The organism is Paenibacillus sp. Soil766 (genome assembly GCF_001428105.1).
Lineage (GTDB): Bacteria > Bacillota > Bacilli > Paenibacillales > NBRC-103111 > Paenibacillus_E.
Genome location: NZ_LMSJ01000008.1, coordinates 46372 through 59550, shown reverse-complemented (window position 1 = coordinate 59550; position 13179 = coordinate 46372). Strand labels below are relative to the sequence as shown.

Sequence of the window (13179 nt, the reverse complement as noted above, 5' to 3'; positions counted from 1 at the left end):
CTTTAACCAATTAATCTCATAGAATTAGTAAGGTTAAAAGTTATCTCAAAAAGCGGTGACTTTCAGTGAATACAAGTAACCGCTTCCAAGAACGTAGTGAAAAGTTCGATACCTATCCAACAAATTTGAACTAGGTGGCTTTAATGGATTGGCATGCTTTTATAGTTGCTTTCATTAATCTCTACTTTTGCTTCCCGAATTAGCTTATCGAGATAGGCACCATATGTGGTGTCTACATAATTTTTCCAAACATTACGTTCATTCTCGTCAAAGCTTTTATACCCGCCGGTTTCCCTCTCCACTACTTTTACAAGAACGTATTCGCTCTGCATGGTCTCATCCAACACTGAACTGACCTGATTGGCTTCCAAGCTGTCAGTAAGTACTGAATAGAGGACTGCCTGGGACTTAAAGTAAGTGCTAGCCGTATCGCTATTGAATTCCTCTTCGGTATAACGGACCGCAATTGCTTCGTTCTGGCCTTGCAGTTCTCTAACCGTTTCATCCATTTCTTTCCCTTTATCCAGTGAAATCTTTATGGAATCCATCAGCTTCTTGGTCAATGGCTTCTTTGGATTGTTCGTGCTGCTCTGCACATTTTCCTTATAGGAAACTGCAATCTTTTGGAATCTGATTCTGTCCTCTTTGGTAAACAACGTATCCTTGACAAGCTCATAATGCTGCTTTAATTCCGCTTCAGTCACTCTTAGCTCAACCTCGGACAGCTTTTCCTTGAGCTGTGTCCGCAGCTTGCTAAGATAATAGTTCATAAACGTGCTTTCATCTAATTGGACGGGACCGTAAATAGTCTCGCGTGCATTAACGGCTGCAATTCTTCGCTTATTCTCCTTATCCATTTCTTGGAGTAAATCGTCATAGGAAGTCCCTTGTATCAGGCCGTGCTGTTGGGCAAGCTCCAGTTCGATCTTGAATCTGATGATTTCTTTTAATGCCCACATTTTGGCCGTATCTTCCGGATTATCCCCGTTAACATCGGTTTTCCAGAAGTTTTTTCCATATTCTGCTCCATTTAACCGGTAGAAATAGTCGATTACCGTGGCTCTTTGCTCCTCTAGCTCACTCTCGAATTCCTGTGACGTGATCACACTGCCGTTCACCTTCGCAACAGGAGCTCGGCTCGAATTTGCTCCCGCTGAAGCATAATACATCACGCTAACTGCTATCGGAATAACGATTAACAATGCGACAACTATCTTTTTAAACTTCATCATGATCACCCTAACTTCAGCCCGCTGATTCCAGCGGGCCGTTATCAGCTTATTTCTTCGTTTTTTGGTACCAATCATTCACTTCTTTGGTGATTTCTTCGCCGCCAAGACCCTTCCACTCTTTCACGAAGTTGTCAAAATCATCAACGGACTTTTTGCCGTAAACCATGCTTATGAATGTATCGCCTTCCAATTTAACCAAGAGGCCGCCTTTGGATTGCATTGTTGCTGTATTCGCTCCGGTGTAAGCTTGCGGAATATAGATGCCAGACTTCCAACCATCATCGACAATTTCAGCTGCTTTCAGATTTTCAGGTATGCCAGTCGCTGCTCTTTTCTCTGCCGGCGTTTTCGGCGCTTGCCCTCTGCTTAGATTAGCGCTGGTTTTCAGTCCTGAAAATGGATTTTTGGGTTCGATCAACAGATACTTTGCCGAACTGATTTTGCCACCGGGTATATCCTTCTCGTTAGTGGAAACACTTCCGTCCGCTTTGATCGTATAATCATAATCTTTGTACCAGCCGTTCACGAACTCGCTTCCCTCTTCCGCATTTACGAAGGTAAAAATCCGATTTAAGTACAGGAACAGAGCGTCAACGTGCCCAAAATCCTTCTTCACCAACATGCCTCCACGCAAGTAATTCGTGTCTCGAGCCATAATCTTGCCGTTAAGAGTTGGCAGTGGATAAGGCTTCATCGAAGCACCCGGCACATTCTTCATTAGATCCGTAGTTGGCCACCCCCCCATCCAGTAAGGAGACACCACAATACCTACACGGCCTTGAGCGATCATTTCTGCTAATTTATTCTCGTCATGCAGGCCAGCTTCTTTCGAAATATAGCCTTTGCTGTACCAGTCCCGGAGCTTGGCCAAGCCGTCTTTCATCGCCGGAAGCGTTGATCCGTGAACCAATTTACCGTCTTTCTCCAGCCATTGATAAGGTACAGTGCCGAAAGCCCCGAACACCCATGAGGTCTCTCCCAGCCAGCTAGTGAACGGGTTGGGGGAAGATCCACCTGAGCCAAAGCTTGCTCCGAATGGGATAACATTGTTATTACCACCAGGTTTCTTGTCCAAGAAAGCTTGCATGACTGCTTCCAGCTCTTCAAATGTCTTAGGAGCCTTCATTCCGAGTTTATCCAACCAGTCCTGCCTGATCCACATGACAGGATTGTCGTTCCCCGCATTGGCAAAGTTCGGTAGTGCCATCTTTTTCCCACCGTATGTGACCTGACTCCAATTGAGCGGAGTTGAGTTGTAGATTGATTTCATATTGGGAGATGCATATTTTTCGAAATCTGCTGTGATATCTCTATATTTGCCGGACTGGATCAATTCGTCTAACAACGTCATATCTTGGGTTGTCAGAACATCAGGCAGCGATTCGTTGGCTGTCAGCATCAATCTGAGTTTCGTATTGAATTGTTCGCCAGGTACTTGCCACAAAACTTTAAGATCGATACCTAGTTCGTCGTGTGCCCATTTCGTATGCACGTTACTTTCCATGGTCTCCCCATTCTTAAACTTCATGGTGGCGTCCGTGGCTTTGACCGTCGTGATGGTCACAGGCGTTTCAAACTTGTAAGTCCCCTTTTGGATGGCTTCAGCAGCAGCTGCACCTTTCTGGTCAGCAGTCACAGGCGAATTTTCCGTACCCTTCTCTCCACTATTTGTACTTGTGGAACAAGCTGTAACGGTAGAGAATAACATGAGCCCTGCTAGTGCAAGTAGATATCGTTTTTTACCCATTTTCTATCAAGATCCTCCCTTATAGCTGTATTTAGTCGCACTTTTATCTTAATACAGCGCTTACAGCTGGGTAAGAGTTAAAGATTTAAGATGGTATATGAAATTGTTAAGATTCAAGCTATATATGCCGGTCCCTATATTCTTGTGGAGTTACCCCATAATAATTTTTAAACAGTTTGCTGAAATACGGTGGGTTCTGAAACCCCATTTGACTTGCCAGTTCATAGATTTTGATATCCGTTGAACCCAGCATGACACCCGCCTTTTCCATCCGATAGCGCATGATAAAGTCGCTGATGTTTTCTTTCATCTCCTGTTTATAGAGAGATGATAAATATACCGGGTGCAGACTCACATGATCAGCAATGGTTTGCAGAGAAACATCTTTGGCTATATGAGTCTCGATAAAACGATGGATCTTGGTAATAAGCTGATTTTTACTATCTTTGAATTCACGGTTACTGCCGGATTCCATGCTTTCCAGTACCCCCATAGCCCACTCCATGACCCGGTCCGACTGGTATAACATTCGCGGATCTGCCGTCACATCTATCTCCCATCCCGATACTTCCATCAACGTTTTACCTTGCAAATGCGCGATATACAGAAAAGCATTCATGAGTGTATAGATGACTTCCATCATGTGTTCTTCGGTATCCATTTTTTTGGAGTTCATTTCTTCAAACACTTCACTTACTTTAGTACGGGCATCTGTCCACCGCCCAGCTTCCAAAAGCTGCCCGATACTTGGCGGGCTGTATAAGGTTTGCAGGGATCTCGATTGCACGCGAGGCTCCCCGGATATGATCATGATTTCCCGGTCGCTTCGGGGGACCTTACGGAATTCATTCAACGATTTGCGGTAATGCACGGCGAGCTCTGGAAAGACCCCCAAGTCGCTTATCAAGACGGATATTTGGCCCTTCAAGAAGCCGGCGACTTTCAATTGGAGCTCATAGGCCGATTTCTCAAGAGCTTTATCATCAACTTTTTCTACAGACCCATCCTTAACTTTGTTCTGCAGCACGTAACACAAATATCCGAAAGAATCTTTACAGTACCAGACATCGTAATCTGTCTCTAGAATTTCGCAAGCGATATTATGGACGGCGTATTCGAATAACAACAAGTCACCCTCCTCTGGATTGCCAAACGCACCTTCCATTCGTACTAGAATTAAAGAGCAATCCATTCCCGCTACAAAAGGAAGCTTGTACTCTTTCATCCGCTCAGCCAAGACGGATGCTGTCATGGAACCTCCGGATAAGAGGTTATTTAATAAATTTGATCTTAATAGTGGCAGATGAACATGAAGTGTATGACGGGCCTGTTCCAAGGAACCCACTTGCTCCCATTCCTCCTGGATGAGCATTTTGACACGGGAAACCTCATTCATCAAATCTTCGTCCTTGATCGGCTTGAGCAGATAATTCACTGTACCGAACTTAATAGCCAGTCGTGCGTACTCAAATTCGCCGTAACCCGATAATAGAATACATTTGGTACGGGGATAGTGTTCCTGGATATGTTCGCATAATTGCAGCCCATTCATGCCCGGCATCCGGATATCCGTTACGACAATATCGATTGGCGTTTTCTTAAGAATCTCAACCGCATCCAACCCGGATGCTGCCTGAAAAACATACCCGACACCGACACGTGCCCAGTCATTATCTACCATACTCTTTACTAGCATCGGTTCATCATCCACTAGCAAAAGTTGAATCATAGATCCCCACCCTCTCCTACCTCATACTCTTTTCCAACGCAGTGATACGCAAAGACCTGACAATCTTGTCGAAGACTCAATAACAATACCGGCATCCTGACCAAATCGTTGGATTAATCGTTGATTGACGTTCCAAAGTCCGCAGCCTGTATGTTCATCCATGGGTTGTTCCAGCGTCTGTACATATTCGCCAATCTCAAGATCCGTCATTCCCTCACCACTATCTTCCACAACAAGAACATTCCAGTCGGACTCACGACGTCCAGAGATCATAATGGTTCCTCGCCCCAGTTTGGGTTCAATCCCATGTACAATCGCATTTTCCACAACGGGCTGTAGAATAAGCCTCATCACGGGTTCATCCAGCATTTCCGCAGGGATATCAATGTGATAATCGATGCGTTCCAGTCTCAACGAATAGATATTCAAATAGTGATTGACCAAATCAACCTCCTCTTTCAAGAGAGGCATTTGATTCTCGACCCGGGTGGTATACCGATAGTAATCCCCAAGGTGGTACGTCATTTGTTTGATTGTCTCTGTATATCCTGCTTTTGCGCAACCGGCGATGAAAGACAGACAGTTGTACAAAAAATGCGGATTGATCTGCGATTGCAGCTGCTTTAGGGTGGCAAGGCGGGAGCGGTTCTGTTCCTCGTACACATGTGTGATTAAATGTTGGATTTCCGTTCCCATATCATTAAAACGCTGCATCATGTAATCAAATTCGTTATGAAACCGTTTATTGATTCGGAACGAATAGTTCCCCATCTCCATTTGCTTTAGTCCTTTCATAATAAACGAAATCGGCTTTTGCACATGAAGATACAAGAGATAAGAAACGGCAAATCCCAGAATGACCAGCACAAACATACTGATATAAAACAAATTTCTGCTCTTAATAATAGGAGCATGAAATGTGTTTAAAGGGACGTAATCGATCAAATAGGCACCGAGTCCTGATAGGTGTGTATAACTCAAATAGGCTTTCTGCTCCTCCAGCTGTATTCTCCGATGCCCGCTTTCGCTTAACCCTTCCTTGAGGAGATTCTCTCCCAATTTCTCTAATGCGGCATCATTCGATTCGTTAACCGAAAACACCTTGCCAGTGCTTGTCAGTAAGAAGGAGTGTCCCGGACTATCCCGTTTGTAGTGCTGCAGCATTTCCCGAATATTATCTAGACCGAATCGCACCTCATACACGGCATTTACGGTCTGCGAATTACTTTTAGAAAAGTACGGATCCCATATAAACAGCTGGTAGTAAGGAGATTCCTGAGAGTTCCCCTGGCGGAAATGCCAATTTCCGTTGTCAGCCATATCCAAGACGCGCTGATCGTAACGATCATTGGGGTTTGTAGAAATTCTCCTTTGAGTCTCTGGTAAATATACAGAAAGATCATTGGACCAATTGCTGGAGAAACTCTGAAGATAGAGTTTTTCTTTTACTTGTGTCTGGAAGTCGATCGCGCCGTAATAATCATTGGTCAGTATGCTCATTTGCAGCTTCAGTATGGAGGAATCTCGCGCTAAAACACTGGAGGAAAGCGATAAGCGTTCCGCATTAGCTTCAATCTGATTTTTTAGAAACTGCAGTTGGCTTTCATTGTACGCCGTTATCTGTGAATCAATGACCTGAAAGCTGGTCCTATTGAAATAAGCAAATAGAATGACAATGGGAATCAATAGAATGAGGATAACTCCGTTGATTTTCAGAAATATTGGCCAATGCCCTTTCACAGCACAACCTCCTAAGCGTTTCTGTAGAAAACTTGCTTCATATGCATTCACTACGAGTTTTTCGCCAGAAGAACTGGCTTCGTAAGCCTATGCTTAAAATAATGACAGTCACCTTTAATATGTATTCTATACAAAAAAACGCTTCCAACCTAAGATGATTATACAGACAGTCGCAAGTAGAGGAGGAAAAAAATGTATGAAGGATACCGTCATTATAACATCATCGTCATCCGCATCGGCAAGAGTAAAAAGGAGTAAGCCTACTTCGTTCCGTAAAACCTGGAGGCTTCATCTCATGCTGCTGCCCGCAGTGTTAGTCGCGCTTATTTTCAAATACGCCCCGATGCCGGGGATTATTATGGCGTTCCAGGATTTTAAGCCTTGGCTTGGCATTACCGGCTCCCCCTGGGTCGGTTTGGATAATTTCCAACTCATTTTCACGATGAAAGGTTCCGTTCAAGTGATTTGGAACACGTTGATCATCTCCATTTTGAAAATCATTTTTGGATTAGCCGTACCGGTCACATTTGCTTTGCTGCTTAATGAATTCCGCAATATGAAGTTGAAACGATCGGTTCAAACCATGGTATATCTGCCTCATTTTATGTCCTGGGTCATATTAGCCGGTATTTTGCTCGACGTACTTTCACTGGATGGCATCATAAACCGGTTATTCACATTCTTTCATTTGCAGCCCATTATGTTTCTGGGAGAAGGGACTTGGTTCCGTATTACCGTAATTGTTAGCGATTTATGGAAAGAGTTCGGTTTCTCTGCCATCGTATTCCTTGCCGCATTATCCGGTATTAATCCTGAGCTGTATGAGGCCGCCGAAATCGATGGCGCTGGCAGATGGAAGCAGACCATTCATATTACACTTCCGTCCATGCTTCCCATCATGGTTGTTGTGTTCACATTATCGCTAGGGAACATGCTGAGCGCCAACTTCGATCAAATATATAACTTGATTAATCCGCTAGTACTTCAGCAGGGCGATATTATCGATACGTTTGTATTCCGCAACTTCCAAGGCGGGCAATACAGTTTGGCTGCCACTGTGGGCTTATTCAAATCGGTGGTCGGGTTCATCCTGATCAGCGGCGGATATTACTTCTCCTACAAATGGACGAATTACCGTGTATTTTAAACTTAATAACTGCGGAGGAAAAAGTTATGTATTATAAAAATCCATCCTATAAAGTGTTTTATTACTTGAACGTGACGATTCTGATCCTTGTTTCCATCCTTTGTATTTTACCGTTGGTGCATATCTTCGCCGTTTCCCTCAGTGGAAAAACGGCAGCCGAATCGAACTTAGTCACTTTTATCCCGATCGATTTTAATCTGGACAGCTATGTGAAAACCTTTCAAAACGACAACTTCCTGCATGCCATCCAAATCTCGGTATTGCGAAGCCTGATCGGTACGGTATTGGCTATGATCGTCACCGTTCTAGCGGCCTTTCCATTGTCTAGGAGCAGCATCGAATTCAAGCCACGCAACTTTTACGTATGGTTCTTCTTGATCATTATGATCTTCGATGCCGGACTTATCCCGCACTACCTGCTGAACCAGAAAATCGGACTGGTTGGTTCGTTCTGGGTCTATATTCTTCCGCATCTGCTCAATGTTTGGAATGTTATTCTCATGATGAATTTTTTTCGGGCTATTCCCAAGGAGTTGGATGAAGCGGCTACCATGGACGGGGCAAATTCGTTTAGAATTTTCATGTCCGTTTATTTACCGATATCGTTGCCAGCCCTTGCAACCCTTTCCTTATTCACACTGGTTGGCCATTGGAACAACTGGTTCGACGGCATGTTATACATGAGATCTCCAGATCAATGGCCACTGGCCACGTTGCTGCAGACCATCGTAGTAGCACGCGACCTCAGTCAAACTGGCATTGATTTTGAAGATTTGGAACTTTTATCCAATCGGAGCGTCAAATCTGCGCAAATCTTCATCGCGATGCTCCCGATCCTGGTCGTATATCCCTTTCTGCAACGCTTTTTTGTCAAAGGCATTGTCATTGGAGCTGTAAAAGAGTAATCTCATTTTTCGAATGTAATCCCCTAGCTCGAAATAAAAAAAACACCGTTACAAGCTGCTTGAAAGCCAGCTGCAACGGTGTTATTACTTTAAGATAATCGCTCTACCAATTGATGAGAGTTTAGTACAAGATCAGCACGTATGCTGCATGCCTGCGGATTTGCTAAACTAACGATAAAATGCTGAACAACACCAGCGAAGCCTCTACGCTCCAGCACCGTGTCCCAGCTGCCGAAGGTGCGCAGTCGCGGAGCGGCATTTTTATCATAGAAGACCGCTGACTCTAAATTCGTCACCTCGACGGATCTACCGCTGCCGTGCAGCTCCACCTTTTCCAAATCAACACCAGCGAGTCTAACCATACTGTAGGAACCTATAGATGAACCGAAGCTCAACGTTCCAGATGCATGAAGCAACTTGCCGCTATCATCCACCTGTTGATGGGAGGCTCTCACCTCATACGAACTATCACCAAGCCAAAGCAACGTGTCCAGCATGTGGATCAAATCGTCGTACAGTGTTTCTTTGGCGCTGTGTCCCTGCAGCTTGGTACGATGCTTTACGGCTGAGGCTACATCGAAACCGCCTGACTCCTGCAACCATTGTTTCGCCTCCATATAAAGTGGCGCAAAGCGACGATTAAAGCCAGCTGCGAGCAATACACCTTTCCTCTCCGCGTACGAAGCCATTTCCACGGACTCATTCCACGCATACGATAGCGGCTTATCCACATAGACTGCTACGCCATGAGCCATGCATTTCATCGCAATATCATAGTGCGTCGACGTCGGACTATGCACGAAAACAGCATCCAACCCAAGCGCTAATAATTCATCCAATTGTGTCGTCCCAAACGGCACTCTGTACTTCAACTTCATGCGTTCAACAGTTGCCGGCGTAGAGCTCATAATCCCTACGAGATCTACTTGTTCATTAACGGACAGCAAAGGTAAGTATACTTTTTGTGCAATATCACCTAAGCCGATGAGGCCGATTCTTTTTTTTGACATGTTACACGCCACTCCTTATTTGTGTTCGTAATACATAACGTCCTACCCACAAGCCAAGTATGAGCAAGATAGCGCCCACCAACGTGGACACGCCATACACCTGCACCCACTCAGGTTGATCCACAATTAGGGCATAAATCTTTCCCCCTGCAACAGGTCCCAAGAAAGCCGCGAAGCCTGTGATCGCCGAGTACGTCGCAATATACATCGGACGCTCACTCTTCGGAGTATCCCCAATTGTAAAAGCGAAAACCATCTGGTTGAAGCCTCCCAAGCCAATCCCAAGCACAATATGAACCAAGTACAGCACAACGACTGCTGGAATGAAAGCGATAGCTCCCCATAATAAACACGCTAACGCAATGATCGGTAACGACCATAATAGCAAGGTCTGAGCCGAGAATCGCGCATTGAGATTTCCCCATACATAATAACTAGCCATCATGACTAAGGTATGTACTACCGTAATATAGGAAACAGTTCCATAGGAAATGTTCATCAACTTCAACATAACGTAAGAGAAAAGAGGCACAGTCAATCCTTGCACGAAGAGGAAGGCTGCTAGGAAAATGATTGCTCTAAGAAATGCGCGATCCATAAGAGGCTTCCGGATCATACCAACTGGATTGGATGCAGTAGAAGGCTCGAAAGGCGGATTGGGGTACAAGAAGTAAGCAATCACGTTAAGAACCACACATACACTCACAATCATGAAAATGTAATTGAATCCCTGTTCGCCAGGGTACTTATCCAGAATCTGACCACCTACGAATAGCGCCAGCGAGCTCACACCACCCAGAATCGTATTACGCAGCCCAAAATATCGCCCACGTATCGGGCCTGGTACCGCATCACTGATCAGTGAAGTCCACACAATCCCCCCAGCCGCATTCCCCAGATGCGCAGCCGTGTACAGAATCATGTAGGTGATCACCCAATACTCTTGCGGTAAGACAAAAGGAATTAAACCTACACATGCCCATAATATACGATGGGTAGATCCGAAAATAATCAACATGCGCTTCCGATTTCGGAATTTCTGCATGACGACAGCCATCGCGATTTGTACAATATTCACGACTGTCGTGATCGCTAGAATAAGGCCAATCTCGGTGGAGCTTGCACCCAAGTAAATCAAGTAACCGGTTAGGAACGGTCCGCCAAGCAGTTGAAAAATAATAACAGCAGGAAAGCCCTCAAATGTCGCGACGAATAAGCTTTTACGATAGGTGGACATTTTTTTCTTCGGCTTACGCGCGCTCGGATCGAATAATTTCATAGGCATAAATCTCCTTTTGTCGGTCTAGCAAAGTTAGCAGTATCTAATAGTTTACAACCTATGGGTTGCATATGTTAAAATAGAAGTGATTACCTAATCTATCATGTCAGGCGGGATCATTGTAAACTTATGAAACCTAAATTTTGGGGTTTGCTGGCAACATTGTTGCTCTTTTTGATTTTCATTGTACTCTCTATGAAATTTGAGTCAACTACTTATTTGTATATCGCGAGTGTTTGCCCGATTCTTGTCGTGCCTTTTTTACCTGATATCCGCTCGAATCAATATATTAAGCCCAAAGCGAACGGCGCTGTACGCCTCATTTCGATGGAAAGCAAGGACGACGGAGATACTGATTTTCTCGTGATTCTTTTTGAACCCGGTTATGTCAAATGGAACGGCGGTAAGCTTTTCTTCAAATTGGCAGATAACATGAAAGATGTGTATGTGAAGCCAGACCCCTATGCGGCAACGCTTACCGTACTTAAATACGATCTGTTCAAGCACCGTCGTAAGAAGCATTGGATCGGCATTTCCTTAGCCCAGCTCGAACAGCGCACCGAACAGCTCTCTTATACAACGAATGAAGTAAACCGTCTCATTATTCGTACTTCGGATATTCAAGAATTGCTGCAGACCAACTTTAAACAACCTGCCTCCCTGGGGCAACAAGTTGGCGCTTAATAGCCACTAAACATAAAATCACCCAACGCTTGAGATCTCAGCCTACTGAAACTGGTAGGTGGGAGGACTTTCAAACCTGGGTGATTTTTTTATTTGAAGAAAAATATTAACCGAGCTGCTCGCCGCACAAATACGCCGCTAACGTTCGAACCAGAACACCGGTTGCCCCTTTGGGCTCGATGCCTTTGGCCGACCATAGCCAAGCTGTGCCACCGGTATCCAAATGGATCCAAGGCGTTTCCTCAGCAAAGTATCCGATGAACAGTCCTGCCGTAATCGCGCCTGCCCAGCGGTCGGAGGATGTCGCGTTTTTGATATCCGCTACATCACTTTTCAGCATTGCGCGATATTCGGGATAGTTCGGAAGCTGCCATATTTTCTCGCCTGCATCTCCTGCTGCTTGCAGGAATGGCTTAATGAATTCATCGTCATTCGTAACAGCCCCTGTTGCGATATCTGCAAAGGAGATCAAAATCGCGCCCGTTAATGTCGCTACGTCGATTAGACGGTTCGCCCCTTGCGCTTTGGCGTAAGTGATTCCCTCTGCCAAAATAATACGACCCTCCGCATCGGTATTCAATACCTCCACGGAATGCCCGCTGAGCATTGTGACGATATCCCCTGGACGGTACGCCGTACCCGACGTCATATTCTCTGCTGCGGGAATAACCACAACCAGATTTACCTTCGGTTTCAATTGACCGACGACGTGAAGTACTCCAAGCAGTGTGGCGGCTCCGCCCATATCACTGATCATTTCTTCCATGCCGTCGGGCTTCTTCATCGAGATACCGCCGGTATCGAAGGTCACGCCCTTGCCGACGAGGCCCAGCACGTCGGCACTGCCCGGATCACCCGTGTACCGCAGGGTGATCATGCGGGGCGGGTGGACGCTGCCCGCGCCCACCGCCGTGAGGCCGCCCATCCCGCGGGCGGCGATCTCGTGCTCATCCAGCACTTCTATGGCGAAGCCATAGTGCTGGGCGAGTGTGATGGCTTCCTCTGCGAGGGAAGCCGGCACAAGCTTGTTGCCCGGGAGGTTCGTGAGATCCCGGGCATAGTTCGTGCCCTCCGCAACCGCCTCGGCGGCTGCGATCGCACTTGCGAGAAGCGCTGCATCCGCAGCCGCTTCTGTGAGCAACACCGCCTGGCGCAGCTCCGCGCGCGCAGGCTCGTTCTTGCGGTACGCCGCAATGCGGTACGTACCGAGGAGCAGCCCTTCGGTCAGCGCCGAAGCGGCTGACCGGCTGTCGAAGCCGCTTGGCAGCTTCAGCGCCAAGCGTTCGAACTGCAGCGCGAGCATCTTGCGCGCTGCAAAGACCGCGGCTGCGCGCAGCGTATCGCGCGTGGCAGCGGGGCCGAGCCCCGCTACCAGCACGTACGCGTACGGCAGCAGCCCGTGGGTCGGCAGCGCCTCGAGCTCGCCTGAGGCGCCCGTGAATAGGCCCTTTGCGCGCATGCGCTCAAGGGCCTGGTCGAGCTGCGGCTGGCCGAGGACACCGTCCTGGCGCAGCTCCGCTTCGGTAAGGCAGACGAGAATCACGTCTGCCCCTTCTGCATTATCCAACAACGAGGTGTACACACGCGTTGTGATGTCTGTTATTTTAGTAAACATAGGAAATGATCCCTACCCTCATCCATTTTTCGAATCTTGCTTTTATCCCTATCTGCCTATTTCCGTCCGCCAATTAACTGGATAAACTCCC

10 protein-coding genes are annotated in these 13179 nt (G+C 46.3%); 3 read left to right on the top strand and 7 right to left on the bottom strand.

Annotated features, from left to right (window positions below):
• Positions 1–140: 140 nt before the first annotated feature.
• The 4 genes from ASG89_RS07200 to ASG89_RS07185 all read right to left on the bottom strand — a co-directional run bounded on the left by ASG89_RS07200 (position 141) and on the right by ASG89_RS07185 (position 6448).
• Complete coding sequence (locus tag ASG89_RS07200; protein ID WP_162259684.1) at positions 141–1232, bottom strand: peptidylprolyl isomerase; 1092 nt, start codon at positions 1230–1232, stop codon at positions 141–143.
• A 46-nt stretch (positions 1233–1278) separates the two neighbouring features.
• Positions 1279–2979: an extracellular solute-binding protein gene (locus ASG89_RS07195; protein ID WP_057309915.1), complete on the bottom strand. Its 1701-nt coding sequence runs from the start codon at positions 2977–2979 to the stop codon at positions 1279–1281.
• Positions 2980–3097: 118 nt separating this feature from the next.
• Positions 3098–4708, bottom strand: a complete 1611-nt coding sequence (locus tag ASG89_RS07190; protein ID WP_057309914.1) for a response regulator transcription factor — start codon at positions 4706–4708, stop codon at positions 3098–3100.
• Between the two features lie 21 nt (positions 4709–4729).
• The gene (locus tag ASG89_RS07185) at positions 4730–6448 is read right to left on the bottom strand and encodes a sensor histidine kinase (protein ID WP_057309913.1); all 1719 of its coding nucleotides are present in this window, start codon (positions 6446–6448) and stop codon (positions 4730–4732) included.
• 196 nt (positions 6449–6644) lie between these two features.
• On the opposite strand from ASG89_RS07185, the gene ASG89_RS07180 reads away from it, so the two are divergent.
• Both ASG89_RS07180 and ASG89_RS07175 read left to right on the top strand, forming a co-directional pair.
• The gene (locus ASG89_RS07180) at positions 6645–7595 is read left to right on the top strand and encodes an ABC transporter permease subunit (RefSeq protein ID WP_082592816.1); all 951 of its coding nucleotides are present in this window, start codon (positions 6645–6647) and stop codon (positions 7593–7595) included.
• Between the two features lie 26 nt (positions 7596–7621).
• Positions 7622–8500 (top strand): carbohydrate ABC transporter permease, encoded by an 879-nt coding sequence (locus tag ASG89_RS07175; RefSeq protein ID WP_057309911.1) that lies wholly within the window; start codon positions 7622–7624, stop codon positions 8498–8500.
• Between the two features lie 89 nt (positions 8501–8589).
• Here the strand turns inward: ASG89_RS07175 and ASG89_RS07170 are convergent, their stop codons facing one another.
• Both ASG89_RS07170 and ASG89_RS07165 read right to left on the bottom strand, forming a co-directional pair.
• On the bottom strand, positions 8590–9510 hold the full coding sequence (locus tag ASG89_RS07170; RefSeq protein WP_057309910.1) for a Gfo/Idh/MocA family protein: 921 nt from the start codon (positions 9508–9510) through the stop codon (positions 8590–8592).
• Between the two features lies 1 nt (position 9511).
• Positions 9512–10789 (bottom strand): MFS transporter, encoded by a 1278-nt coding sequence (locus ASG89_RS07165; protein ID WP_057309909.1) that lies wholly within the window; start codon positions 10787–10789, stop codon positions 9512–9514.
• Between the two features lie 195 nt (positions 10790–10984).
• Between ASG89_RS07165 and ASG89_RS07160 the strand changes: the two genes are divergently transcribed.
• On the top strand, positions 10985–11473 hold the full coding sequence (locus tag ASG89_RS07160) for a hypothetical protein (protein WP_157276553.1): 489 nt from the start codon (positions 10985–10987) through the stop codon (positions 11471–11473).
• 106 nt (positions 11474–11579) lie between these two features.
• Here the strand turns inward: ASG89_RS07160 and ASG89_RS07155 are convergent, their stop codons facing one another.
• The gene (locus tag ASG89_RS07155; protein ID WP_057309907.1) at positions 11580–13088 is read right to left on the bottom strand and encodes a leucyl aminopeptidase; all 1509 of its coding nucleotides are present in this window, start codon (positions 13086–13088) and stop codon (positions 11580–11582) included.
• Between the last annotated feature and the right edge of the window lie 91 nt (positions 13089–13179).

Coding starts and splice junctions, on each gene's coding strand:
- ASG89_RS07200 (WP_162259684.1), bottom strand. CDS start 1,232: ATGATGAAGTTTAAAAAGATAGTTGTCGCATTGTTAATCGTTATTCCG.
- ASG89_RS07195 (WP_057309915.1), bottom strand. CDS start 2,979: ATGGGTAAAAAACGATATCTACTTGCACTAGCAGGGCTCATGTTATTC.
- ASG89_RS07190 (WP_057309914.1), bottom strand. CDS start 4,708: ATGATTCAACTTTTGCTAGTGGATGATGAACCGATGCTAGTAAAGAGT.
- ASG89_RS07180 (WP_082592816.1), top strand. CDS start 6,645: ATGAAGGATACCGTCATTATAACATCATCGTCATCCGCATCGGCAAGA.
- ASG89_RS07175 (WP_057309911.1), top strand. CDS start 7,622: ATGTATTATAAAAATCCATCCTATAAAGTGTTTTATTACTTGAACGTG.
- ASG89_RS07170 (WP_057309910.1), bottom strand. CDS start 9,510: ATGTCAAAAAAAAGAATCGGCCTCATCGGCTTAGGTGATATTGCACAA.
- ASG89_RS07165 (WP_057309909.1), bottom strand. CDS start 10,789: ATGAAATTATTCGATCCGAGCGCGCGTAAGCCGAAGAAAAAAATGTCC.
- ASG89_RS07160 (WP_157276553.1), top strand. CDS start 10,985: ATGAAATTTGAGTCAACTACTTATTTGTATATCGCGAGTGTTTGCCCG.
- ASG89_RS07155 (WP_057309907.1), bottom strand. CDS start 13,088: ATGTTTACTAAAATAACAGACATCACAACGCGTGTGTACACCTCGTTG.